Consider the following 26,728-nt stretch of genomic DNA (forward strand, 5'->3'; position numbering starts at 1 on the left):
CAGCCTTTTTTTCGTTCGAACGATTAGCTTTCTTTTGCATAATCAATAGAATCATCGAGTCGCTGTTCTTTCACAAATAGCAATCCCAATTCGTGATGTTGATCGTTGTAGAGCGCTCTTTGTTCAAATCTTATTTCGCCATTGAAATCAAGGACCTGTAGTTTACAAAATGCCGCATTCTGCTGAAGAGCAGTATAAAAATCTGTCCCATTTCCTAAAGACAATCCGTTCACTTTAGAAATGACTTCACCAACCTGAAGATTCATTTGATCAGCAGGTGATTCAGGCAGAATACCAAGAATAACAAGACCCTCGTTACGTTCATTAAAATAAGCAGGTTTATTCATTCCTCTATGAAGAAGTAAGATAGCTGCTCTTAGGATCACGATCAATGGAAACACAGAAAGAGCGAGCCATTCGGCATTAACGAAATAGCTTACAGTAGCAAGTAACGTAGCAAATACGCCTACTGTCACAACATGAATACCATTTCTTTTAATTTCCGGTGCCGGCAATGTATGGTGGATTAATTTTCGGAATCCAATTGGCAGTGGAAGGATTAAGAATGAATACGTTTGATCGCCGAATTCTAATAATGGCCACCACGAACTTGCTTCGATTGCACCTGAAGGAAGAAAGAGAAAGAGCGGTAACAACCAAAGCCTTTGGACCTCATGAGCTCCAACGAGCTTACCGCGTTTGCTCCTTACTAATCTTGGAGACGTTTGCTTTCTAGCATTCTGATGAATAAGAACGCCTTCGACAATAAGCAACAATCCAGCGATGAGTGCCAAGGCAATAAGGGATACAGAATCAAAGCCGGTTTGCCATGAATTCAACCACTCACTTCCTAGATCGATAGGTTCATAATATAGAGCGGCTAAGACAGGAAGGATAAATACAAATGCCGGCGATAAGAAACGCATTTGCCCTGTTACAAGAATAAGAATCGCACTGATGCTAATAGCTAACACAATCCCCATCGGAACGACTAGTCCTAATAATAAGTTTAGAATAAGGATTGAAATACCCGCTATAATACCTGGAACAATCGCAAATTTCACATCGTCGAGAACGTCGTGAACCCGAGTATGAAAATCACGTCGATCTCGTTTGACACGTGATAACCCAATCATAAAAGCTGCCACTAAGCTAATATAAGTAAGTGGGTTTATTAAAAAAGAGACTATACCTTTTAATATGGAAAGACCTATCGTTTCCGCCATGATTTACTCCTCCATCTTTCAATTCCTGTCAAAAGAAAATTCCGCAGGATATCCTGCGGAATAGCTTCGACATAACTAGCTCGTTTCCTTTTCTTAATTTACTTTGCTAGTAGTTCCACAGCCGTTTCTAACTGAATATCGTTCTCGGGATTTCGAATTGATTCCAATATTTTTTCTTGTAGTTTTTGAGCTGTTTCTTCATTGATTTTACCAGAAACAGATAAATCGTTTGTACGCTGAAATGCTTTTACAGCGGTAGTGGTTTTATCACTGAAATAACCATCTGTTCGACCAGGCTCAAATCCTAAACCTTTGAGCATAACTTGTGCAGATTCAACCTGCTTATTATTCTGGTCATACTGCAGTGTTTTTTCAGTATTAAGTGGATTTACATAGAAATAAGAAGGTTGGTCAGCTTCAACAGTTGGCTTAATTCCCTCTTTATGAATCCAGTTTCCATCAGGAGTTAACCATTTAAACATTGTTAGCTTGATGTTACTGCCATCCCCAAGATCAACTGTTGTCTGAACTGTTCCCTTTCCAAATGTTTTTTCACCGACCAGTTCATATCCGCCTGCTTCTTTTAACGCTCCGGCCAGTATTTCAGCAGCTGAAGCACTTCCTCGGTCAATCAAACCAACGATCGGATAGTCTTTCTTTTCTTGAAGAGACGAAACGGAACGTTGTTTCTCTCCTTTTCGATCTTCAATCTGTACGAAAGGCTTCTCACCTGGAATGACTTCCTGAGCAATATCAGAAACACTATTTAATAAACCACCAGGGTTATTTCTTACATCAAGAACAAGGCCATCGATTCCCTGATCTTCTAACTTCTTTAGTTCTTTTGAAAAACTCTCTGCTGTATTCTCCGAGAAAGATGTGATTTGCAAGACACCGATTGTTTTACCATTCTTTCTCACCGTATCAGAGTAGACTGTTTCAATCGGGATTTCATCTCGAGTCACGTCGACTTCTAATGTTTCAGAGACACCAGGTCGCTGGATTCCCAACTTCACAACGGTACCTTTTTCTCCTCGGATTTTTAACACAGCGTCGTAAAGATCAAGACCCTCGGTACTTTCTCCATCGATCGTCATAATCTTATCATTGGGTCGAAGGCCGGCGTTCTCAGCGGGAGAATCTTTATAAGGAGAAACGATCGTTACCCGTCCATCCTGCATATTTACTTCTGCACCTATTCCTTCAAAAGAAGAGCCTAATGACTGACTAAATTGTTCAGCGGTTTCAGGATCCATATAAACGGAATAAGGATCTTCTAGCGTATCTAACATTCCTTTAATCGCGCCATCAAGTAAGTTCTTCTGATCTACATCACTTACATAGCGATCGGTTATAAGTTCATAAGCTTTATTGATTTTTGTGAGTTCTTCAGAATCAATGTCGCTATCAGAACCGTTTGAAACCGAACGCTCACTTCCTCCGTTCGAATCATCCTGAAAGAGCGCCATTGCAGCATATGTACCTCCTGAGCCTACAAGCAGGGCAATAACGACGAGTAGTCCGACAACCTTCCCTTTTATATTCAATCCACTCACCTCTTCTAATTTGAAAGAAAAGGCATCACACCTTAGCGATGCGATGCCTTTTCATCTTATTGTACTATATGACCGGCTTGTTTTCATTATGTTTCCAACTATATGAGCAACAGTCATGAAAACGATCAAGCCAGTAACTTTTTAAGGTAGGTAGTTTAAAGGATTAACGGCATTTGACTTACTTCCGTTCCAAGAGCCCTTGTGAACTTCAAAGTGTAAATGCTGTCCTTTTGAAGCTCCTGTGTTACCCATAGTACCCAGGTATGTACCCGCGCTTACTGATTGACCAGTAGAAACACCACGATCTCTCATGTGTGCATATACTGTCGTGAACATTTGTCCATTAATGCTATGAGTAAGGAAAACTACGTTGCCGTAGCTGTTTGAATAATACGAACGTAATACTGTACCTGAAGCTGCTGCGTAAACTGGGTTTTTACCGCCTTGTGCGATATCAATCCCAGCGTGGTATGAACCCCAGCGTTGACCAATACCAGATGTTACTCGACCAGCCGTTGGCCATCTAAAGCTTGAGCTGCTTGTTGACACTGCAGGAGCAGGTTCGCTTGATGTTGTAGATTCGTTTGAGCTGCTAGAGCTGCTTGAACTACTGTTGTTTGCTGCTTTTTTAGCTGCTGCTTCAGCGGCAGCTTTCTTCTTCGCTGCTGCTTTACGTGCTGCAGCCGCTTTTCTTGCTTCTTCTTCAGCACGTTTAATTTCTTGTTGAACGGCTCTTTCTTGTGCTTTTAAAAGTTCAGCCGTTTCATTTAAATCCATCATATGATTATGAATTTCGCCTTCTTCATGTTCAAGAGATTCCATCAATTTATCTTTTTCCGCTTTTTGAGCGCTAAGTTCATTTTTAAGAGTTTCTAGCTCTGCTTTCTTTTCTTCAAGTGAAGCAAGTTTCTTTTCAACTTCAGCCTTCTTCTCTTCAACAGCTAGTTTGTCTGCTTTGTGCTCTTCTAGAATCTTCTTATCCTGTTCAGCGATTGTGTTTAATGCTAGAACACGTTCTACAAAGTCACCAAAGCTAGATGCACCTAGAAGGACTTCCATATAATCAACAGATCCGCCATTGTTTTGCTGCATAGAGCGTACGCGGTCTTTCAAGAGCTTATCGCGTTCAGCAATACGGTTTTGCAAAACGGTGATTTCTTCTTTCAGCTGTTCTACTTCTGCATTAGTATCTTTGATTTCTTTTTCTTTTGTTGCAATTTTGCTATCAGTTTCGGCTACCGCTTTATCGATACGTCCGATTTCAGCTTGTACCTCTTCTTGTTCTTTCTTTACTTCAGCAAGCTTTGATTCCTTTTCTTTAAGCTCCTGATCGTTCTGTGACTGCTTATCTTTTACTTCATCTAGTTTCTCATCAAGTGAATTTGCTTGTATAGGTGCTGGTGAGACTGTAGTCGATAGTGTGCTCAACCCTAAAGTTAACGTTAGTGCCGTGGCCATTACTTTAAACTTCAAACTTTCTTCCTCCCCCAAAATAGATCAAACTATTTATCTTTGTATTTGTCTGTTAGACTTTCAAAAACTTTCGCATTGACGTAAGACTGCCCCAAACCCCTATGATCATTCCTAATACTACTAGTAGAGCCGAAAGTTGATATACAAACGGTGTTACTGGCAGCAAGTCGATAAAGAAAGTTGGGTATCTCGTACTGATAAGGTCTGTTAAGAAATAGTAGCCGTAAATCAAGACGCCGATTGGAATCAATGCTCCAAATATGCCGATTAGCACCCCTTCGATAAGGAAAGGCCAGCGAATAAACCAGTTTGTCGCACCTACTAATTTCATAATTTCAATTTCAGTTCTTCTGGCAACAATTGTTAGTTTAATAGTGTTTGAAATGAGGAACATTGCTGTAAATAGAAGCCCTATTACAAGCCCAAGTCCAACATTTCGAGAAATTTCTAAGACTTTAAACAATCTATTGACGGTGTCTTTACCGAATTCAACATTCTCTACATATTCGAATTTCTTAATTTGATCAGCTACATCATTGATATCTTGAGGATCTGTCGTCTTAACGACGAACTCATCACTCAGCGGGTTCTCGTCTTTAAGAGATTCAAAAACTTCACCTTGATCGCCAAGATTATCAATCAGTTTATCGAGTCCTTCTTCTTTAGACTGATAAGTAACTGACTTAACTTCTGAGATGTTCTCGATTTTTGCTTTTAGCTCATCCTGCTGCGCTTTTTCCGCTGTAAGATCAATGAATGTTCTTATTTCAACATCTTCTTCTAGCTGATCACCAAATGCATTTAAGTTTAACACTAGAGTTAGAAATACACCTACTAGAAGGAGCGTTACGGTAACAGCAGAAATTGATGCGAAACTCATCCAACCGTTTCTTCCGATGTTTTTAAAAGCTTCTTTGTTGTGTCTTCCGAACGTCTTAATCTTCATACCCGTACTCACCTCTTGCTTCATCACGGGAGATCAAACCGTCTTCAATTGCAATAACACGCTTTCTAAAGGAATTAACGATATCCTTATTATGAGTTGCCATTAATACAGTTGTACCGCGATTGTTGATTTCATCAAGTAAATCCATAATCCCATAAGCTGTCTCCGGATCCAGATTACCAGTAGGTTCATCTGTTAGAAGAATCACAGGGTTATTCACGATCGCTCTTGCTATTGAAACCCTCTGTTGTTCACCACCGGAAAGCTCGTCTGGTAAGAATCTTGCTTTGTTTTTCAAGTTTACTAGACCTAAAACATCCATCACGCGCTTGCGAATGACTGCTTTATTTTCTTCGATGACTTCAAGAGCAAAAGCGACGTTTTCATAGACGGTTAATTTCGGAAGAAGTTTAAAGTCCTGAAAGACAACTCCAATATCACGGCGTAATCTAGGAACATTTTTACTCTTCATCTTCCCCACGTCTTTACCATTAATGATAATCTTTCCACTCGTCGGTTTTTCTTCCCGATACATCATTCTCATAAAAGTTGATTTACCGGCTCCACTTGGACCGACTATGTAGACAAACTCACCTTTGTTGATTTTTATATCTATTCCATTAATGGCTTTTATTCCGTTTTTGTATGTTTTCCATACATCGTTCATTTCGATCACGTTTTACCACTTCCTACTTGCTAAATTCATGATGCAAACTTTTAGGATCTTGGTGTTTTATTTTAGCATTGTACTTTTTCTTGTGTCTTACTCTGAAGATATTATAACAAACAAATTCGATATTTTAAGACAAATTTTTATTACATTTCTGTTTCAAATAAACCCTAATCTGACATGTTTTGCAATAGTCGTTTAATAATGCTCTACAAACCCTTTGTTGAAAGCTTTTTTAACTCTCTGTAATCCAATGCTTATATGTACTAAAATAAAGAAAAAGCACATGCATTCACATGTGCTTTTTCTTTATTTCATACTTGCTAACCAACTTGCAAGATTCTCTGCTTCTTTACCCTCGACAAGGTTTGCTGGCATTTGGCCTTTCCCGTTTTTAACAATGTTCAAAATCTCATCTTTAGAAAGGCGTTCGCCTACCTTCGAAATATTCGGTCCTGCGCCGCCTTTTAAGTTCTCACCGTGACATTGCAAACATTGCTGTTCGTACGTTGCTTTAGCTGCTTCTTCATCATAATCTGCTGCTTGATCTGAGCTTTCTTCTGTTGATTCTTCTTCAGTCGATTCGTCATTAGAACCTTCATTCACCGCGCCCTCATCTGAGCTATTGCCTCCACAAGCTGCAAGTCCGATCGCTAGCACGAGTCCTAACAATACTGTTAGCCACTTTTTCAAAGTCACTCACCCCTGTAATCAAGTTAAGAATTGCTACTGTTACTATAACCTGCTTACTCTCTTTTAAAACCTTCACCAAGCACTTCTGTTGCATTGGAGACGATAACAAAAGCTTTTGGGTCTACACTTTTTACAAGTTGTTTCAACTTCGTCACTTCATTCTGAGTAACCACAACCATAAGAATCGGACGCTTATCGTTCGTATATCCACCTTGACCAGAAATTCTCGTGACACCTCGATCGATAACAGAAAAAATGCCTTCTCTAAGCTCTTCTTCTTTCTCGGAAATGATAAGCGCCATTTTTGAATACCCGAATCCAAGTTGGACAACATCGATTGTTTTTCCAGTTAGATACATGGCGATCAGCGCATACAGAGCTGACTCAAGACTAAACACAAAAGCAGATGCTGTTACAATCAGACCATCAATAATAAATACACACGTTCCAAGGGATAAACCTGAGAACTTGTTCACAATTTGTGCTGCAAGGTCAGTCCCTCCAGTGGATGCTTTTCCTCGGAAGACAATACCTAGACCAAGACCTACCCCAAGCCCGCCAAATAATGCACCTAGTAAAGGATCCGTTGTCGCAGCTTCTACATTTTCTGTTAGCTTTACGACAAAAGGAAGGAACAACGTCCCAGCAAGCGTTTTGGGGCCGTACTTTTTCCCCAAAAAAATTAATCCGCTAATAAACAATGGAATATTAAAAGCCCACTGAACGTAGGCGGGTTTCCAATCGAAGACCCCTTTAGTTATCGTACTAATTCCACTTACTCCACCAGACGCGATACTGTTCGGTAGTAGAAATAGATTAAAGGCGATGGCTACGATTGCGGAACCTATTAAGACACTAATGTATTCAAAGATTTGCCGTGAAAATGAATCGTTTCTTGCTGTAAACTTCGCTACTGTTGCCATCATGGTTTATTCCACTCACTTATTTAATAGTTTTCACACATATTTTGCTACTTTTCAGCAAAATCCTTCAGTAGTATATCACCGTACTAGGAGGGTGTAAACCGCACCATATCAGCGCGTTATCATATTGAAGCATCATTGATGTTGTAGCATGCCCTTAACGAAAAAAATAATCCCCTACCTATGTAGAGGATCATATATAAAGTGTTTATTCTTTGTCATTAAGGCGTGAACGAAGATATGCATCAATAAATGGATCAAGATCTCCATCCATAACAGCTTGCGTGTTACCAATCTCAACATTCGTCCGGTGATCTTTCACCATGCTATAAGGGTGGAAGACGTAAGAACGAATTTGGCTTCCCCATCCGATCTCTTTTTGTTCGCCTCGAATTTCATCGAGCTCCGCTTCTTGCTCTTCTAATTTTCGCTGATAAAGCTTTGCTTTCAGCATCTTCATAGCTTGATCACGGTTTTTTATTTGAGATCTTTCAGACTGACAGCTCACAACTACATTTGTTGGAAGGTGGGTAATACGAACCGCTGAATCGGTTGTATTTACGTGCTGTCCACCTGCACCACTAGCTCTGTAAGTGTCAATTTTCAAATCTTCCGTTCGAATGTCAATTTCGATCTCATCATTAAATTCTGGCATGATTTCACAAGAAACGAACGACGTGTGGCGACGACCACTCGAATCAAAAGGTGAGATTCGAACAAGTCGATGCACACCCTTTTCAGCTTTAAGGTATCCATATGCATTATGACCTTTGAAGTTCAACGTTACACTCTTCACACCAGCTTCATCACCTGGCAAATAATCAAGCGTTTCTACTTTAAAGCCCTTCTTCTCGCCATATCGTGTATACATACGAAGAAGCATTGAAGCCCAGTCTTGAGATTCCGTTCCACCAGCACCTGGGTGAAGCTCAAGAATCGCGTTATTTTTATCGTGTTCATCACTTAATAATAATGTTAGTTCAAATTCATTCAATGATTTTTTTAAATCTTTGATATCAACTTCAAGATCCTCAAATAGCTCCTGGTCATTCTCTTCCTTAACTAATTCATATGAAACCTCAAGGTTTTCATATTTCTCCTCAAGAGCATCAAATTCATGAACCATATCTTTTAATCCATTCGATTCGTTGATGACTTTTTGAGCCTCATTCTGATTATCCCAAAAACTAGGAACAGTCATTTCTAACTCAAGTTCATTGATACGGGCTCTTTTGTTTTCTAAGTCAAAGAGACCCCCTAAAATCATTTAATCTTGTTTCAATCGTGTTCAATTCACTGCGAATTTCATGCATTTCCATGTCGTACACCTCAAATAAATTATTTTAAACAGAACGAGCAGGTGTTCAAGAAGAACACCTGCCCGGCATCATTGAACTTTGCCGTGACACTGTTTATATTTCTTGCCACTACCACAAGGACACGGATCGTTCCTACCTATATCCTGCTTCTTCTTAGCTGGTTTAGGTTTTGATGACCCTTCTTCCTTTGGGTTCACCGCTTGCCCTTCAGCTACTTTTTCCCGTTTGAGATTGTTCTCAATCTGCGCTTTCATGATATAAGTGGCAACTTCTTCTTCAATTTCTGCTACCATATCTTCAAACATTTCATATCCTTCAAACTGATATTCACGCAGTGGGTCATTTTGACCGTACGCTCTCAGATGTATTCCCTGACGCAACTGATCCATCGCATCGATATGGTCCATCCATTTACGATCGACACTTCTAAGAAGAATAACTTTTTCGAACTCACGCATGCGCTCAGGTTCAAACTCTGCTTCTTTCTCATCATAGTTCACTTTCATTTTTTCAATTAAAAGCTCTACGATTTCTTCTTTGTCTAGACCTTTTATATCTTTAAGCGTTACTTGACCTTCCTGTAAGAAGATCCCTTTAGCATGATCAAGAATAGCCTGATGGTCCCATTCTTCCTGAATGTCCTCATCACCGGTATGAGCATCAACAATACGATGGATTACGGAATCGAGCATCTTTTCCACAATATTTCGGAGATTATCAGATTCTAACACTTCATCTCGCTGTGCATAGATGATCTCGCGCTGTTGTCTCATAACATCGTCATACTGCAATAGCTGTTTACGTGCATCGTAGTTATTACCTTCAACTCGTTTTTGAGCAGACTCAACGGCTCTTGATACAAGCTTCGATTCGATAGGCTGGTCTTCTTCCATACCAAGTCTATTCATCATGTTCATCATATTGTCTGAACCGAAACGACGCATCAATTCGTCTTCCATTGAAATATAGAATCTCGATTCACCCGGGTCACCTTGACGACCGGAACGTCCACGAAGCTGGTTATCGATACGTCTACTTTCATGACGTTCAGTACCGAGGATAAAGAGACCGCCTGCTTCTCTTACACCTTCACCTAGCTTGATATCTGTACCTCGACCCGCCATGTTGGTTGCAATTGTAACTGCTCCAGGCTGACCAGCTGATTCGATGATCTCAGCTTCTCGAGCATGGTTTTTCGCGTTCAAAATATTGTGCGGGATGCCGCGCTTCTTAAGGACCTGTGCAATCAATTCAGAAGTTTCAACTGCTACGGTTCCGACTAGCACTGGCTGTCCCTTCTTGTGTCTTTCTTCGATTTCTTTCGAAAGAGCTTGAAACTTTCCATTCATTGACTTGTACACAAGATCAGGATAATCCACACGAGCAATCGGCTTATTCGTCGGGATTGCAATAACGTTCATGTTGTAGATGTTTCTAAATTCCTCTTCCTCTGTCTTCGCTGTACCAGTCATACCAGATAGCTTCTCATACATTCGGAAATAGTTTTGGAATGTGATGGTAGCAAGCGTCATGCTCTCACGCTGAATCACTAGTCCTTCTTTTGCTTCGATAGCTTGATGAAGACCATCACTATAACGGCGACCTGCCATTAGGCGACCTGTGAAAGAATCTACGATTACAACTTCTTCATCTTGCACAACATAATCTGTATCACGCTGCATGATGAAATTAGCTTTCATCGCCTGGTTGATATGGTGGTTGAGCTGAACATGTTTGTAATCAAACAAGTTTTCAATCGAGAAGAAGTTCTCAGCTTTCGACATTCCTTCTTCTGTTAGTTGAACATTTTTAGTTTTTATATCGACGGTATAATCAGTTTCTTCATTTAATATGCGTACAAACTGATTTGCCTTGATATAGAGGGTAGCAGACTTTTCTGCATTCCCAGATATAATCAATGGCGTTCTAGCTTCATCAATTAAGACGGAGTCGACTTCATCAATGATGGAATAATGAAGAGGTTTTTGAACTTTTTCTTCCTTATAAAGCACCATGTTATCTCTTAGGTAATCGAATCCAAATTCATTATTCGTTCCATATGTGATATCAGCAGCATAAGCTTCTGCTTTTTCATCCTTAGATAAGCCACTGATATTAAGTCCCACTGTTAGACCAAGAAAATGATAGAGTTCACCCATTTCCTCAGCATCACGTCTCGCTAAATATTCGTTGACCGTAATAACATGAACACCTTTTCCTGATAACGCATTTAAATAAACTGGCATAGTCGCACTTAGCGTTTTACCTTCACCAGTTTTCATCTCTGCGATATTACCTTCATGTAAAGCAGCCGCACCCATAATCTGCACGGGGAATGGTCTCATTCCGAGTATGCGATCTGAGGCTTCACGTACTGTAGCAAAAACTTCTGGTAGCATTTTATCCAGCTTTTCACCTTTTTCAATACGCTCTCTATACTCATTTGTCTTCGCTTGTAATTCTTCATCGGACAAGCCTTTCATAGCTTCCGAATATGAATCGACTTGATCAGCAATTTTTTGTAGGCGTCCTATTTGACGCTCATTGCCGTTTGGAATAATTTTGCGTAATAAACCCTTCATAAAAACGCTCCTCTTTTATTATCAGTAGAGTGCTATCGTTTAAATTAATTCATTTTAGTTCTATGTATTCATTTTAACAATTCCTTGACGGGGGCACAAGAAAGTTAAAAACTGCCTCCCCATCATAAAGGGACAGAGGGTTACCCCTCTGCCCCATTGTTTATTTATGTTAATCTTGTTCAATTAAACCGTATTTTCCGTCTTTCCTGCGGTATACCACGTTTGTGTTTCCAGTAACCGCACTAGAGAATACGAAAAAGCTGTGTCCCAGCATATCCATTTGTAGGATTGCTTCTTCTACATCCATCGGTTTGAATGTGAATCGTTTCGTTTTAACGACTTGAAGTTCGTCTTCATCCTGATCAGCCTCAGCAACGCTTGTCATCGTTGGATTCAGTTCATCGCGGAACATATATTTTACGCTACCTTCCTGGCGGAATTTGCGATTCACTTTTGTTTTATGCTTCCGGATTTGTCTTTCAAGCTTCTCAACTACTAGATCAATTGCTGCGTACATATCCTGATGTTCTTCTTCTGCTCTTAGTAATAGGTTCGGCATCGGAATTGTTACTTCAATCATCTGCTGATCGTTGTAAACTTTCATATTTACATGAACATCAGAGTTAGGTGGAGTATCGAAATACCTTTCAAGTTTACTTACCTTCTTCTCAGTATAATCTCTCATTGCAGGTGTAACCTTAATGTTTTCACCACGGATGTTGAAATTCATCATGTGGCACTCCTCCTTCCATCTATAACTATATTATTCGTTATACCCTTTCTCTTTCCCTTCATAAACTTTCAAAAAAATAAGTTTTTTTAACGATAAATTAACAATATACCGTTTTTTTCGACAATAATTTACATTTTTTCCTTATACATGAACGGTTTATCCCCAAAATAAAAAGCCCTTAAAAGATAAGGGCTCATTCATTAGCAAGATTATTAAGATACTTTTTCTACGTTAGCAGCCTGAGGACCGCGAGCGCCTTCTACAATTTCAAACTCAACAGTCTGGCCTTCTTCTAGAGACTTAAACCCTTCACCACTGATTGCTGAAAAGTGAACGAATACATCGTCTCCATCTTCTCTCTCGATAAAACCGAATCCTTTTTCATTGTTAAACCATTTTACTTTTCCTTGCATGTTGTTCAACATTCCCTTCAAAAATCTTCATGGCGTAAGCCACACTTTCACTATACGCCCGCTCCCCTTACCTGTCAAAGGGATGTTTTTGTTGATTTGACACGAATGGAGGCGCTTTCTAAAAAACTTTTCGACAACCGGATTCAACCTCTACATAGTGTTAATGAATAGACCTCTTTTGCTCCATTACTAACTAACGAATGTGCCGCGTGATGAATTGTCGTTCCTGTTGTATAAAGATCATCGATAACGAGGAGCTTTTTCCCTGAAATGAGTGAATGATTTGTAACTTGAAACATCTGCTCTGATCGATTTATTCGCTCTGCTCTTGATTTTTTGCTTTGTTTTTCTTCATGTTGCGTTCTTACAAGACAATGTTTCAACGTTTGGGACTCTTTCTCTATCCAAATCTCACACTGATTGAATCCTCTTTCGTATAACCTTTCATTACTTAGTGGAATTGGAATCACCCCATCGATGAACTTATACGATTTCCTTATTTTTTTTACGAAGACACTATTGAATGCCCTCCCAGCTTCGGCATCGCCTCTATATTTATAACGAACAAGAATATGTTTTATAAAATCGTTATATTCGTAAAAAGAACGATTATGAACGAACGTGTTACTTTGATCCTTCCTCTTCCACTTTTGGCAATCTAAACACTTTTTTTCATGTATATAATCATGGTTTAGTTTTGCGAGAGGTCTTCCACACATTAGACAAATTTCCCCGGAAATAGGAGCAAGTTTCGACTTGCATTCTTCACAAATCTTCCACTCTTCTTCAAATATAGAGAACATCCCCCACGAAACACGATCAATTGTATCCCTACACCATAAACAGTTTCTCACTTGAGCCATCCTCTTCTCTCTGCCTCTATATTCATTTTCTTGATATGTCGTACAGCTAATACCATGTCATTTGTTTTACCGAAATGAAACAAAGCTATTTCCCCATCAGGATATTTTTCGCTTCTTCCTGCTCTGCCAGCGATTTGCACAAGTGCATTTTCCGTAAAAATTTCTGCTTCCGCACCTAAAACCCCGACCGAAACATTCTCTATTGTCACGCCTCTTTCTAATATTGTCGTAGTAAGAAGTAATGGATAGTGAGCCGCGCGAAAGTTTTTAACTTTTTCAACACGTTCAGGATCTTCGGAATGAACCGCTTCACAACTTACACCAACTGCTTCCAGTAAGTATTGAAGTTGTTCAATAAGTTTAATAGAAGGAACAAACAACATCACTGGCTTCTTATTATCAAATTGTATCTTTAACCACTGTATGAGGAGCTTCGGTACTTTTCCTTTTTGAATACTTTTTCTCCAGTTTCCAATCCACACGTATCTTGGAATCGGTAAAGGATGACGGTGGAAGCGAGCGGGAATTCGCACATGTGGTAACGATTGTTCATTCACTTGTTGGAGAATCTTTTTGGAAGGCGTTGCGGTGAGGTATATTAATGCCCCGCAATCTTTTCGAGCCTTTTGCACGGCATATTTAAGTGTAGCGTCATATTCAAATGGAAAAGCGTCTACTTCATCAATAATCATGACATCGAAGAAATTTTTGTAACGGACTAATTGATGTGTGGTGGAGATGATGAATGATGTTAAAGGGTCCGTACTTCCTGCATAAAGACCAGAAATATCTATGTTCGGAAAAACCTTACGTAAACGTGGGAGTAATTCAAGTACTACATCAGTTCTTGGTGTAGCAATACAAATCGTCTTGTTTTCTAAAATAGCAGCTTCAAGACCATTAAATAAAACTTCAGTTTTTCCGCTACCACATACTGCCCAAACCAGTAGTTTTTTATTTTCCTGTATGGTGAGCTTTACTAGATTAGAAGCTTCTTGTTGTCCTTCAGAAAGTTTTCCATTCCATTGTAAAGTTGTGGGTGGATGATAAGAGGTTGTGAGAGGAGAGTGATATAGGGGGGAGCATGCGCTGACTCGTCCCATCATGATGCATTGTCTACAGTAGCGACACGCATTATTTTTACATCTTGCACACGGATAGAACCCGAAGCCATCAATGCTTCCACACCTCATACAAGTAGGTTTTCTAGATATCATTTGAATTCCAGCTTCTATCTGAAGATATCCATTTACGTAGTGATCATGCAGTATTTCTATAGAAAAAGGAATTTCATCTATTAGGAGATGGCGGCCATTTAGGAGTATTAGGAGTTCATGTGAAGGGGTGTAATCTAGCGTTGTTGGTAGTGGTGCAAATAAATCGAAGTGATTGATCGGATAATAGGATTCAAGGTTGCCCTTTGTAATTCCCTCTGGTATAAGAACATTTCTATTGTTAATAGTGGAAGAAGTAAATCTCATAGATTTACTTCCTCTCGTATTAGCAGTCTCATGGACGATACCATCCGATTCCAATAGATCCTTCACCGAGATGAGACGCAATAACTGGACCAAAATAGCTGAGAACCACCTCTATATTAGAGTAGTCCGCTTCAAGTTTATCCTTCAGTTTTTCAGCTTCTTCTCTATTATTAGCATGGATGACAGTTAATTTAATAGGTTCTCCTTGCTTCGCGTCCTCTTCAACTAGTGACAGGATCTTATTTAATGCTTTCTTCTTTGTTCTAATTTTTTCGTATGGCACGATTTTTTTATTCTCAAATGTGAGCACCGGCTTTACTTGTAGCAAGTTTCCTACAAAAAGTTGAGCACCATTCAGGCGACCTCCTCTATGGAGATGACTTAAATCATCTACCACAAAGTATGCAGGCATACCCTTTTCTTTCATTGATGTAAGTCTTTGTAGAATCGCAGCTCCATTATGTCCCTCTTGAGCCATACGAGCAGCTTCGAGAACATAGAATCCTTGCATCATACAACTGATTTCTGAGTCAAAGACATGGACATCTATTCCTTCGACCATTTCCCCAGCTGAGTGTGCCGATTGAAATGTACCACTGATTCCACTTGAAAGAGTAATCGTAATGACCTCTTTGTGATCCTCCGAAAGTTTCTCGTACGCTTCTACAAAACTTCCTATAGCAGGCTGAGACGTTTTGGGTAAGTCTTCATCATTACGAATTTGGTCAAAAAACTCTTCTGCTTTTATTTCTTTTTCTTCAAGATATGATTCATTCCCAAAAATTACGCTGAGAGGAACCATCGTAATATTATATTCATCCAGGAGTTCACCTGGGATGTATGCGGTGCTATCTGTAACAACAGCAACAGTTTTCATAATAACGCCTCTCTTCATGATACTTTTGTTAGATTGCAGCTAAGCTAATCATAGAATACTTTTTGTAGTGTGCCAACAGATCTAAGCAATGTTTTCATAATATTTGTCAACCACAAATGCCATATTTTTTAATGTAATTGTCGAAAAATGAATCTTTTAGTAAAATAGACCACTATTCTGTTACAACATTGTAATCTCATGTTCATCGCACTGTTATCTCTATCCTGTAAACTAGCAATCGTAAAGAAAAATAAAATGTTTAATATATTACTTCAGGGGGAATTATATAATGTTTAAGAAAGTTGTTATCACTACTACGATTGCTGGGTCACTTTTATTAGCACCAAACGTAAGCGAAGCTGCACTTGGTGATCAAACACTTTACAATGGCATGAAGCACTCTGACGTAACTGAACTTCAAAATCTACTAGATAGCAAAGGCTATTTTAACTACCATACAGCAACAGGATATTTTGGATCAATCACAGAATCTGGCGTACGTAGCTTTCAACGCAGTGCAGGAATTACAGTTGACGGAGTCGTTGGACCACAAACTGTAAAAGCACTTAACGGAGCTTCAGTACAAGCAACTAGCCAATCTACTTCTTCTAATTATTCAGGAACAGTTCGTTACGGAGATCGTGGACAACAAGTTTCTAACCTACAAAGCCAGTTAAAGAATAAAGGCTTCTATAACTATTCAGTAGATGGTGTTTTCGGACCTGTCACTAGAAACGCAGTTATGGATTTCCAAAGCTCTAACGGCTTGACTGTCGATGGAATCGCTGGACCACAGACATTTGGAGCACTTTCTGGTGCATCAACGTCTACTTCCTCATCATCGAACACAAGCACAGAAACAGCTAGCACATCTGTAGTACCAATTGCAAAACAATACATAGGCGTTCCTTATGTTTGGGGTGGATCTACTCCATCTGGATTTGACTGCAGTGGCTTCCTACAATACGCATTCAACAAAGCTGGTGAATCACTACCTCGTACAGTAGCAAGCATGTGGAATGCTACAAGCAGTGTTTCATCTCCATCAGTAGGAGATTTAGTATTCTTTGAAACATACAAAGCTGGCCCATCTCACGCTGGTATTTACCTTGGAAACGGCAAGTTTATCCACGCTTCTTCTTCTTACGGAGTAACGATCAGCAGCATGGATAACTCTTACTGGGCACCACGTTACCTAGGTGCGAAAGAAGTATAAACCATATATTAATGAAGGAACTCCTTTTATAGGAGTTCCTTTTTTGTTGATGGTATGAAACTAGTAAACTCGAAATCCTGCACAAAAAAAGATGCGCATCAGCGCACCTTTACCCAACCTTTTTTAATCGCTTCTACAACCGCTTGCGTACGATCGTTTACATTCATTTTTTGGAGAATGTTTGAAACGTGGTTTTTAACTGTCTTTTCACTTATGAAAAGCTCTTCACCAATCGAACGATTGCTTTTACCATCCGTTAATAACTGGAGAACTTCACACTCTCTACGTGTTAAAATATGAAGCGGTTTGCGATATTCAACTTCTTTAAAACCAATCTGAGCAGTTGTTTTTTTACCTTCTGTTGCAAGTCTTCTATATTCATCTACCAAATTGTGCGTCACTTTCGGATGAATATAAGCTCCACCAGAAGCTACAACTTTAACAGCTTCTACAAGAGAATTCGCATCCATTTCTTTAAGAAGGTAACCAGCAGCTCCAGTCTTCACAGCGTGAGTAACGTATGTTTCATCATCATGAATTGAAAGAATAATAACCTTTGTATCTGGTACTTGTTCAATTAACTGTCTAGTCGCTTCCACACCATTTACGTGAGGCATATTGATGTCCATTAGCACAACGTCCGGCTTATGGTCCTCAACAAGGCGAAGTGCGTCTCCACCGTCATCACCTTCAGCGATTACTTCAAAATCATCTTCCATATCCAAAATTCGTTTTACACCTTCACGAAATAATCGATGATCATCTATGATAACAATTTTTGTTAAAGCTTTTGCTGTATACATATCTTACACGCCCTCCTGTTCATGTATCGGGATTCTTATCAAAATATATGTACCCTTTTTTGGCGTCGAATCAACTTTAATCGTACCATTTAATAAGCCGACTCGTTCTTTCATTCCTAACAACCCAAAAGATTGATCTTTACGCACATTAACATCGAAACCAATTCCATTATCTTGAATCGTTACCACAATCTTATCACCATCTAGATTCAGGTCAACATGTATTTTGCTAGCTTCTGCATGTTTAATTGCATTTTGGACGGCTTCTTGCACGAGGCGGAAGATTGCAGCTTCTAATCGGACGTGCATGCGTTGTATTCCTTCATAGTATTCGAAAGTAATCGACGCATTTGATCGTTCATCAACTCGATTTAAATATTTTAACAATGTGGGAATAAGACCAAGATCATCGAGAGCCATCGGACGAAGATCATAGATTAACCTTCTTACCTCAGATAATGCGTCCTCAATTAAACTCCGCATATCTTTTATCTCTTTAAATGCTTCATCTTTTCCCTTTTTCTCGTAAATTCGTTCTATTAACTGTGACCTTAACAATACGTTCGCAAGTACTTGGGCTGGTCCGTCATGAATTTCCCGTGAGAGACGTTTTCTTTCCTCTTCTTGAGCTTCAATAATACGTAGACCATACTCTTGTTTTCTTTTGGCATCTTCTATAGCTTCACCATATTGCCTAAGCTCTCCACCTAAAAAGCTAAGAACTGTAGAAATTTGACTCATGAATGATTCAGCTTTATCAGATGTTTTCCTTACTGATGAGATCCTGTTTTCTATGCTGGCGATGTGATCTTTCAACCTAGTTTCTTTCTCTAAACTTATGGAGAGTTTAATTTGTGCTTCTGATGCCTGCTCATAGGCCCTTCTGATAACTGGCTCTCCATAATTATGAAAGTTCTTACTGATTTTCACAAGCTCAGCTCTAGCGATTCGATCTTCATGGAGCCTAGTTTCTCTCAATTTCTGAACTGTGTTGAGTTCTTCTTTTAAAAGTAGAAGTTGCTCATTTAGCTCTTGATATTCCTCATGAGAGTGCTCTCCAATTTCGAAAAGCTTTGATTTGCTTGTGTTTATGCTTTCCATCGTTTTATCCAGGATAGCATCGAGCGCGTTTGGATCTAACTTTTGAAAACTCAAGCTTACTCCTCCATTTCTTTAGGAGACGGACGTCGAGAAAAGATAGTCCAAAAGTACTTCTTTTACAAAATTCGTATCGGACCGCCTGTTTATGTCATTAGGAATAATATTTGATGGATTAATTTAGGACACTTATAATGAATATGTCTAAATCGAGGTGTTTCCAAGCCATATTAGTATTCTTTATCTTGATACTATTCGATAATAAAGAACAAATCCCCTTCCAACCAAAAAATTGTAAGGGATTATGGAGGTAATAATTTTGCTTAACTCTTATTTAACCGTGAAAGGTGAAGGAGAATATGAGATGGTTATTCAGAAATCTCGCTTCATCGCACATGTAAAAAGGACAACCACTGAAGAAGAAGCCCAAGCGTTCATCCAACATATCAAAAAAACCCACAACAACGCTACCCATAATTGTTCAGCATACTTAATTGGCGAGCAGGACAACATCCAAAAAGCTAACGATGATGGAGAACCTTCCGGAACGGCAGGAGTCCCGATGTTAGAGGTCTTAAAAAAGAAACAACTGAAAGATACTACCGTCGTAGTTACCCGATACTTTGGGGGGATTAAACTAGGTGCGGGTGGGCTAATCCGTGCATACGGTCAAACGGTTTCAGAAGGTATAAATGCTACGGGTATAGTTGAACGAAAGCTTATGACGGAGATACAGACAAATATCTACTATACTTTGCTTGGAAAAGTCGAAAACGAAATCCGTTCTTCGAATTATATACTGAAGAAAATAAATTATTTAGAAAATGTTCAGGTAATCGTTATTGTAGAGCGAGGTGAAGAAGAATCTTTCATAGAGTGGATGACGAACTTAACAAGCGGTAAAGGCACAATCAGTGTGCATAACCAACTATATATTGAAGTTAATTTTCCTTCATAAGACGTAGAACTATCGTAAAATAATTTAATAAAACACATTCCCTATCTTCCCAGTATTTTGATATCATTATGGAGTATGTGTTTTTTTGTCGAAGCATATAACTAAGTTATCAAGAAAGAGCATGACAAAGTTTTCATTTTCATAAAGAGGGAAATGTTATGTGAATGCATAGTAAAGTAGGTGAAAAACATGCCATCATGGCTTGACCTTAGCATCGCTTTTTTTATAGCTCTCCTAACAACTATAGCTGTTACGCCGTTAGTGATGAAATTAGCTATAAAAATGGGTGTTGTTGATCAGCCTAATAATCGAAAAGTACACAAAAAATTAATGCCAAGACTTGGCGGTTTAGCATTTGTAATTGGATTTTTTGCAGGATATCTTTATCTATCACAATTTTTGGATACTCCGTTAAGAATTGTTCTTGGAGCAATGATTATTATCATTGTTGGTATCCTTGATGATAAATATACCTTAAGTGCAAAAGTTAAATTTATTGCTCAAATTGCCGCTGCCCTACTTGTAGTTAGTACTGGCTTAACGATTGATTTTGTTGCTCTTCCGTTTATTGGTAAAATCGAATTTGGCATTGCAAGCTACGCAGTGACGGTATTTTGGATCGTCGGAGTCACGAATGCAATTAATTTAATCGATGGATTAGATGGACTAGCTGCAGGAGTATCGACAATTGCGCTTACATCCATCTTCACTGTTGCAGTATTGAATAATAATATATTTGTCGCTGGAATCGCCATCATCTTAATCGGGGGTACGTTAGGATTTCTGATCTTTAACTTCCATCCCGCGAAAATATTCATGGGTGACACTGGAGCACTATTCTTAGGTTACATGATCGCTGTACTTTCCGTAATCGGTTTCTTTAAAAGTGTCGCGATCTTCAGTTTTGTTTTACCAGTACTCATTCTCGCTGTACCTATTTTTGACACGTTTTTTGCAATTATTAGAAGGATTAAGAACAAACAGCAAATCTCAGCACCAGATAAATTTCACTTGCATCATAACCTTCTTGCATTAGGTTTTGGACATCGTGGGACAGTACTGATTATATATTTAATGAGCTTACTGTTTGGATTATCGGCTGTAGTGTTTACCTCCTCTATAGTGTGGGGAACATTATTTATTGTTGGTATTATATTGTTTGCTATGCAATTTACTTCTGAAGTTTTAGGATGGCTTAAAGAGAAGCCCACGCCTATCCTAAGTACAATCAAAAAATTATTAGCGTTAATACAATAAAAAACACTATGTGAATTGTTCAGCTTGTAAAGGAATACTATGTTCTTTTACAAGCTTTTTTGTGAATTGAAGTAAAAAAGCAGGTTGTCGAGAATGTTTCGACAACCTGCTTTTATTACTATTTTTCTTGTCTCAAGAACTCAGGCAAAATAAGAATAAACATACTAATAATTACACCAACCAGAAAACCAAATACTGCTCTTTTTATAGGATCGCCTAATTGGTCTTTTATAGTAACTGGTTCATTGACAATCGTGTCACGCATATTAAGAATATTTAATTGTAGTTCATAAATAAATTCTTGTTTCTTAACTGCCGATTCTGGACTATCGGGTAAGGACTCAAGCTTATTTATTTTTTCTTGGAAAAAGTTTTTTCTTTCCTGTTTTATCTCATCACTTTCTTTAATAAATGCTTCTGCTACATCAGACAATCCCGCCTCTACCGTAGCAGAATCCTTACCAACCAACTGGAGCGTCAAGATTTTTCCTGGTTTTTCACCTATGGTTAAATCTTTAGATAAATCTTCAGGAGACATTGATAAACCATACTTGTCATCCAAAATTTTCAAATAAGCTTCATTGGACAAGAAGTCTTTAACCGTGCGGGGCTCAGTCATTCTATCGTATTCATAATTTCCAAGTGCTATCTCTGAATAAGCCGTGTATGTTTTTGGGGTATTCATCTCTAATACATATGAAATCCCCGCAGTTAGGATAGGAATTAATAATATTACCCAAAAAAACTTTTTAAACCTATTCAAGACTCTTTTCAAGTTATTTTTCATTTAAGACTTACCTCCTGTTATGGGCGTACTAGCATGACTATATCGAGTTGAATAATAAACAATAAATCCAATTGAAAATGAGAACAACATCCAATGATAATTTAAAGTTAAAACAGAACTAGGACTTATGCTTGCAAGAGAAAATACAAGTAAGCTTGTTGTTAATGCCTCACTTATCATACTTACATTATCATCATATTTCTTTCTAGAAATGTTAAAAAGAATATACAATACACTTATATAAAGTGCTAAATAACCAGAAATAATAATAGCGCCATAGTTAACCATTATTTCTGCCCACCAATTATGAACATTTGAAAAGATGTCTATTGGGTAGATGGCATGATTTTTTAAATAATACTGTGCGTTTCCTGCACCCACACCTAAACCGTAAGATTCTTCAAAATAAGCATAAACATTTTTTAAAATATTGGTTCGAACATCAATTGAACCACCATTATTAGTTGCAAAAACTTCAGATTTTATTTTATCTAGCACCGCTATAACTCTTGAGTAAAATAAAGTACCTATCAAGAGAACTCCTACACCACTCATTGTGAAGATAATTGTCTTCAACTTTTTTCCGCCATATAGAAGCAGCCACACTCCAAATCCTAACAAGATTGATATATAATTTGCCCTAGAAGAAGTAACGTAAATAATATAAATAGAACCTAGGACTACCCCTACTCCCAATAGTTTCACAAACCAATTCTTCTGATATTTAATTAAACTTACAACAAAAAACAAACTTATCGAAAGATAGCTCGCGTAGTCATTTTCATTACCGAACACTGCAGTAGGTACACTTTGCATATATTTTGCTAAATCATTAATTCTCGATACACTCAAATGATTTTGGGTCAGATGGTTCCAAAAGCCCAACACTAAAAGTAAAACTAACATCACGATCCAAATATAGAAGAACATTAAGTAATTCTTTAATTTTGTGAATAGGAAAGAAATAATAAATACAAGCGATATTCCAGTGCTTAAGTAAAAAAGATTTTTTATACCTAAGATTAAAGATTTTGCCCATATTAATGAAGCAATTGCGAATAATATCCAAGCTATCATAAATATAAATATGGATTTATATGGTATTTGACGCCATTCTATTATATCTTTTTTCTTATACAAGTAAAGAAAAAACATGGGAACCACTACTAAATACAATGCTCTAAAGGGAAACATGGATATAGGTCCAAGCTTAAATGTGAGAGCCGGCCCAATAAACGAAGCTGCTATTAGTAAATATAGTAGTAGTTCATGTAACTTAACTTTTCTTCTCGCTATTTTTAAAATCTTCAATGTAACCACACATGCGGGGATACTCATAACTAGAGCACCTAAAGCAACTTTATCATTCAAACCTGTAAGCACAGGTACTATAGAAATGCTAATTAATATAGCAGCAATAAAGGCAATTAAAATTTGTATATAGATATTCTTTAAAAGATTGGTGATGATTTCCACAAAATTTCAACTCCTACAATATTTTCACTCATCCTTTTGGTACGAAACCTCCCTATCTCATTATTGCCATAATAAATTATTCCATTTAAGCTATTGTATTTCAATATCATTTTGTCGAAATTTACATGTAAAAGTATTCGCAAATTCGTTGCATCTTCTGATGTTTCTGTTATGATTATTTAAGATTGTATACTAATAAGTAGGTGAAGGAAAATGTTTACAATATCACAACTGATCATTGGTTTCTTATTATCATTCTTTGTATCCATCCTCGCTACTCCATTCGTGAAAAAGTTCGCTATCAAAATTGGGGCTGTGGATCAGCCTGATCATAGAAAAGTCCATAAGGCGGTTATGCCGAGACTTGGGGGAGCAGCAATCGTAATAGGAAGTAGCGTTGGCTTTCTTTACCTGTCTCCATATTCTTCTTATATGTCTAATATTCTAGTGGGCGCTGCTATTATTCTAGTAATAGGTTTTCTTGATGATAAATACACATTATCTGCAGGAATAAAGATGGTAGCGCAGCTAGCAGCAGCTATCATCGTAGTTCAATCCGGACTAAAAATTGATTTTATCGCTCTACCTTTTGAAGGAATACTAGATTTAGGTCCTTTCGGGTATATCGTCACTGTTCTTTGGATCGTAGGGATTACCAATGCGATAAATCTAATAGATGGTTTAGATGGCTTGGCGGGAGGGATCTCAACAATAGCATTCTCTTCAATGCTAATCATGGCAATTTTCAACGGGAATCTTCTAGTAGTCTCTTTAACTCTTGTATTGATAGGAAGCACGCTAGGATTTCTAGTATTTAATTTTCATCCAGCTAAGATTTTCATGGGTGATACAGGTGCTCTCTTTCTGGGATACGCCATATCAATCGTATCGTTGATGGGCTTCTTCAAAAGTGTAACTTTATTTAGTTTCATTATTCCTGTAATTATTCTTGCAGTGCCTATTTTTGATACTTTCTTCGCTATTCTGAGACGTATTATTACCAAGAAGAAAATCTCTGATCCGGATAAATCACATCTTCATCACTGTCTTATTTCTATGGGGTTTAGCCATAAATCAACAGTATTAATTATTTACGGTTTAGCTACACTATTTGGCTTATCAGCAGTAGTTTTTTCTAATGCTACTCTTTGGGGGTCTTTTATCATCTTAGGATTAATTCTTATTTTCATTCAATTAACAGCAGAAATAGTAGGATTAATCGGCGATAAAGATAAAAAACCTTTAATTAACACTACTAAAAGAATTTTAGCTATTGGACTATCTACTAAAAAATAACTTAAAATGAAATAATTATATATAAATAGATAATACAAAAGTGATGATCCCAAACTCAGAAAAAGCCTTTGTTTAATTACAAAGGCTTTTTTATTTAACCTAACGTCTAAAATGTTCCCTCAAACGATTATAATTTAAGTAGCTCCTCTTTATATTTTAATACGTTCTTGTAAGTGGCTATGGTGTTTCTATGGTCCCTGTGCGCAACTAGTTCTTTCTTATAATTATAGTACTTTTCATTATCACTAAAGTTTTGATTTACGAAATTAGTAAATGATTTGAAATCAGTTTTAATAAAAACTTCAGCCATACTGTCCCTGTCGATTACCAAACCGTTAAGACGATTCATAATGGGCAAGAAGTAGAATTTATTAGTTTGTGATTTATAGTTTTTCAGCAACTTTTTCTTGATATCAAATTCTCTTGTAATGTTCAGTATAATTGTTGAGTATATAGGTGATATTGGACTTTGCACTTCGTACATCATCAGTGTAATATCTTTGACTAATTCTTCATCTTTTGCATAGAGCTCATAGAGCTTTTTACTTGTTGCATAGTGGTCAACATGTGTATCTATAATTGAAGGGAAAAAGATGGTGTCAATACTATTTGATTGAATTAATTCTTTTAGATCGCAATGGATATCGGTTGTTAATAATTCTGAATCTCTTGCTTCCAAAAAATATAGATTGGTCTTAGGTAATCCCAGATTGTCAGCTACAGCAAATGCTTCTTTTTTTCGTTCTTCAATTATTTCTTCTTCCTTTAAACCAGGAGTACCTTTACCTTGTCCATTAGTCAAATAGGCTATATGTACATCCTTACCTTCCCTCAAATATTGTACGATAGCTCCGCCACATCCGATTATATCGTCATCAACATGTGGAGCTAAGACGAGAATCTTATTACCAGAAAGCTTTGAAACAACTTGATTTCTTTCTATAATTTCCTCTTTGTTCTCTTCAATAATTGTTCTCATGAACTTCTTGTTTTCTCTCGTATGCATGGTTAATACTAGTGGTTTTATGAAACGTTTTATTAATGAAATCATATTAATTGCCTCCCCAAAGTTTATGCGGTGTCTGCATCGCCAGCACTAATAAACCACACTTCATTTTCAGCTCTTTTTTCACCTACATTCTTTATTGCAAATCTTAGAGCGTTTTTTCTCCTAAAAGAGCCTATCGAGTTAGTAGTGTTATCATTGGAGAATTTCGTTTCCCATACTTTAACTACATCAAAATGGGTTCTTCTGAGATAGCTGATTAAATGTTGGAACACAACTTTTTTATTTTCGTTTTCATGGATTATACTTTCAAGTATAGTTCCAGTTGTTCTCTGTGCATTGGCGTCTCTTCTAATTACAAATAACGCCATTATTTTATTGTCTTTTCTAAATTCTAATTTCACGTAATCGCTATTTGGCTTTTCGTGATACTTCCAATTCAAATACTCAGCGCTTCTTTTTTGATGTGTTTTATGTCTTAAAGTGGAAAATATAAAACTCTCATGATGCTTATTAAAAATATCTAATTCTGTAATGCTAAATTTTGTTGAATTATTTCTCTTTGCTAAAATGCCATCAAGGATAGAAAGGGGCCATGTCAAGCCTGGTATATTCGGAGCAAATGGTTTATATCTCAAAACTTTAATTTTTATTGATATAGGAGAAACCTCTTCCCAACCTATTTTCTGCAACGCAGGAAATGAATTTCCATTTGGGAACGTGATAATCCACTTGACGTCCAATTTTTCTATTACATCAATAGCTAATATATTTAGGTTTTTGTATATACCCCTGCCTCTGTAGTCTGAATCCACCATTGAATCTACGGATTGAGCTCCTTTTATAGTCTCACCATTGCACATTATATCAGTAAGTAAAATAACTCTAGCAGCCACCATATCACCTTCACTATTAAAAGCACAGAAAATATATGCTGGGTTACTTTCACTACGAAATTTCCAATCAAAGTATTGTTTAGAAATGTTCTTTTTAAATACTTTTAAATATAATTTCACGTATTCTGTAAAATCACTGTCTTTATAAAGGCGATAAATAATATCTGAATTACTCACTAC

The 26,728-nt window shown here is 37.7% G+C and carries 24 protein-coding genes; 4 read left to right on the forward strand and 20 right to left on the reverse strand.

Annotated elements, in window-relative coordinates; genetic code table 11:
* Positions 1-23 precede the first annotated feature (23 nt).
* The 14 genes from LCM09_RS06020 to LCM09_RS06085 all read right to left on the reverse strand — a co-directional run bounded on the left by LCM09_RS06020 (position 24) and on the right by LCM09_RS06085 (position 15,755).
* Positions 24-1,226, reverse strand: a complete 1,203-nt coding sequence (locus tag LCM09_RS06020) for a PDZ domain-containing protein (protein WP_224879563.1) — start codon at positions 1,224-1,226, stop codon at positions 24-26.
* Positions 1,227-1,324: 98 nt separating this feature from the next.
* The gene (locus tag LCM09_RS06025) at positions 1,325-2,767 is read right to left on the reverse strand and encodes a S41 family peptidase (RefSeq protein WP_404800795.1); all 1,443 of its coding nucleotides are present in this window, start codon (positions 2,765-2,767) and stop codon (positions 1,325-1,327) included.
* Positions 2,768-2,923: 156 nt separating this feature from the next.
* Positions 2,924-4,255, reverse strand: coding sequence for a murein hydrolase activator EnvC family protein (locus tag LCM09_RS06030; RefSeq protein WP_224879565.1), 1,332 nt, complete (start codon positions 4,253-4,255; stop codon positions 2,924-2,926).
* 52 nt (positions 4,256-4,307) lie between these two features.
* Positions 4,308-5,201 carry a permease-like cell division protein FtsX gene (ftsX, locus tag LCM09_RS06035; RefSeq protein WP_224879567.1) on the reverse strand — a complete coding sequence of 298 codons (894 nt, stop codon included), beginning with the start codon at positions 5,199-5,201 and terminating at the stop codon, positions 4,308-4,310.
* Positions 5,191-5,877 carry a cell division ATP-binding protein FtsE gene (gene ftsE / locus LCM09_RS06040; RefSeq protein ID WP_224879569.1) on the reverse strand — a complete coding sequence of 229 codons (687 nt, stop codon included), beginning with the start codon at positions 5,875-5,877 and terminating at the stop codon, positions 5,191-5,193. Before ftsE ends, ftsX begins: the two co-directional genes overlap by 11 nt.
* 303 nt (positions 5,878-6,180) lie before the next feature.
* The gene (locus LCM09_RS06045) at positions 6,181-6,570 is read right to left on the reverse strand and encodes a c-type cytochrome (RefSeq protein WP_224879571.1); all 390 of its coding nucleotides are present in this window, start codon (positions 6,568-6,570) and stop codon (positions 6,181-6,183) included.
* A gap of 47 nt (positions 6,571-6,617) precedes the next feature.
* Entirely contained in the window at positions 6,618-7,487 is an 870-nt protein-coding gene (locus LCM09_RS06050) for a YitT family protein (protein ID WP_224880113.1), read from the reverse strand.
* Between the two features lie 208 nt (positions 7,488-7,695).
* A protein-coding gene (gene prfB / locus LCM09_RS06055; protein ID WP_224879572.1) for a peptide chain release factor 2 occupies positions 7,696-8,806 on the reverse strand; the annotation gives its coding sequence in 2 pieces (ribosomal slippage) (positions 7,696-8,733 and positions 8,735-8,806; 1,110 coding nt in all).
* 68 nt (positions 8,807-8,874) lie between these two features.
* On the reverse strand, positions 8,875-11,388 hold the full coding sequence (gene secA / locus LCM09_RS06060; protein WP_224879574.1) for a preprotein translocase subunit SecA: 2,514 nt from the start codon (positions 11,386-11,388) through the stop codon (positions 8,875-8,877).
* A gap of 169 nt (positions 11,389-11,557) precedes the next feature.
* Positions 11,558-12,118 (reverse strand): ribosome hibernation-promoting factor, HPF/YfiA family, encoded by a 561-nt coding sequence (hpf, locus tag LCM09_RS06065; protein ID WP_224880115.1) that lies wholly within the window; start codon positions 12,116-12,118, stop codon positions 11,558-11,560.
* Between the two features lie 215 nt (positions 12,119-12,333).
* Positions 12,334-12,534 carry a cold-shock protein CspD gene (cspD, locus tag LCM09_RS06070; protein ID WP_136947176.1) on the reverse strand — a complete coding sequence of 67 codons (201 nt, stop codon included), beginning with the start codon at positions 12,532-12,534 and terminating at the stop codon, positions 12,334-12,336.
* A 143-nt stretch (positions 12,535-12,677) separates the two neighbouring features.
* Complete coding sequence (locus LCM09_RS06075) at positions 12,678-13,388, reverse strand: ComF family protein (RefSeq protein ID WP_224879576.1); 711 nt, start codon at positions 13,386-13,388, stop codon at positions 12,678-12,680.
* Positions 13,385-14,878, reverse strand: a complete 1,494-nt coding sequence (locus LCM09_RS06080) for an ATP-dependent helicase ComFA (RefSeq protein ID WP_489753191.1) — start codon at positions 14,876-14,878, stop codon at positions 13,385-13,387. The genes LCM09_RS06075 and LCM09_RS06080 overlap by 4 nt, the downstream gene beginning before the upstream one ends.
* A 28-nt stretch (positions 14,879-14,906) precedes the next feature.
* Complete coding sequence (locus LCM09_RS06085) at positions 14,907-15,755, reverse strand: DegV family protein (protein WP_224879579.1); 849 nt, start codon at positions 15,753-15,755, stop codon at positions 14,907-14,909.
* A 289-nt stretch (positions 15,756-16,044) separates the two neighbouring features.
* Here LCM09_RS06085 and LCM09_RS06095 point away from each other — a divergent pair, with 289 nt between their 5' ends.
* Positions 16,045-16,971, forward strand: coding sequence for a C40 family peptidase (locus LCM09_RS06095; RefSeq protein WP_263622832.1), 927 nt, complete (start codon positions 16,045-16,047; stop codon positions 16,969-16,971).
* Positions 16,972-17,069: 98 nt separating this feature from the next.
* Here the strand turns inward: LCM09_RS06095 and LCM09_RS06100 are convergent, their stop codons facing one another.
* Both LCM09_RS06100 and LCM09_RS06105 read right to left on the reverse strand, forming a co-directional pair.
* Positions 17,070-17,774, reverse strand: coding sequence for a response regulator (locus LCM09_RS06100; protein ID WP_224879581.1), 705 nt, complete (start codon positions 17,772-17,774; stop codon positions 17,070-17,072).
* 3 nt (positions 17,775-17,777) lie between these two features.
* A complete protein-coding gene (locus tag LCM09_RS06105) occupies positions 17,778-18,929 on the reverse strand; it encodes a sensor histidine kinase (protein ID WP_224879583.1) in 1,152 nt (383 codons plus the stop codon).
* A gap of 262 nt (positions 18,930-19,191) precedes the next feature.
* Here LCM09_RS06105 and LCM09_RS06110 point away from each other — a divergent pair, with 262 nt between their 5' ends.
* The gene (locus LCM09_RS06110; RefSeq protein WP_224879585.1) at positions 19,192-19,830 is read left to right on the forward strand and encodes a YigZ family protein; all 639 of its coding nucleotides are present in this window, start codon (positions 19,192-19,194) and stop codon (positions 19,828-19,830) included.
* A 189-nt stretch (positions 19,831-20,019) separates the two neighbouring features.
* Positions 20,020-21,087: a glycosyltransferase family 4 protein gene (locus LCM09_RS06115; RefSeq protein WP_224879587.1), complete on the forward strand. Its 1,068-nt coding sequence runs from the start codon at positions 20,020-20,022 to the stop codon at positions 21,085-21,087.
* A gap of 118 nt (positions 21,088-21,205) precedes the next feature.
* Here the strand turns inward: LCM09_RS06115 and LCM09_RS06120 are convergent, their stop codons facing one another.
* Entirely contained in the window at positions 21,206-21,874 is a 669-nt protein-coding gene (locus LCM09_RS06120) for a YveK family protein (protein ID WP_224879588.1), read from the reverse strand.
* A complete protein-coding gene (locus LCM09_RS20885; RefSeq protein WP_224879590.1) occupies positions 21,875-23,350 on the reverse strand; it encodes an O-antigen ligase family protein in 1,476 nt (491 codons plus the stop codon).
* Between the two features lie 213 nt (positions 23,351-23,563).
* On the opposite strand from LCM09_RS20885, the gene LCM09_RS06130 reads away from it, so the two are divergent.
* A complete protein-coding gene (locus tag LCM09_RS06130; RefSeq protein ID WP_224879592.1) occupies positions 23,564-24,646 on the forward strand; it encodes a glycosyltransferase family 4 protein in 1,083 nt (360 codons plus the stop codon).
* Positions 24,647-24,773: 127 nt separating this feature from the next.
* Here the strand turns inward: LCM09_RS06130 and LCM09_RS06135 are convergent, their stop codons facing one another.
* Complete coding sequence (locus LCM09_RS06135; RefSeq protein ID WP_224879594.1) at positions 24,774-25,697, reverse strand: PIG-L deacetylase family protein; 924 nt, start codon at positions 25,695-25,697, stop codon at positions 24,774-24,776.
* Between the two features lie 20 nt (positions 25,698-25,717).
* Positions 25,718-26,725, reverse strand: coding sequence for a GNAT family N-acetyltransferase (locus LCM09_RS06140; protein ID WP_224879596.1), 1,008 nt, complete (start codon positions 26,723-26,725; stop codon positions 25,718-25,720).
* Positions 26,726-26,728: the final 3 nt, after the last annotated feature.

This window comes from Guptibacillus algicola, assembly GCF_020171805.1.
In the GTDB taxonomy this organism is placed as follows: domain Bacteria; phylum Bacillota; class Bacilli; order Bacillales; family Guptibacillaceae; genus Guptibacillus; species Guptibacillus algicola.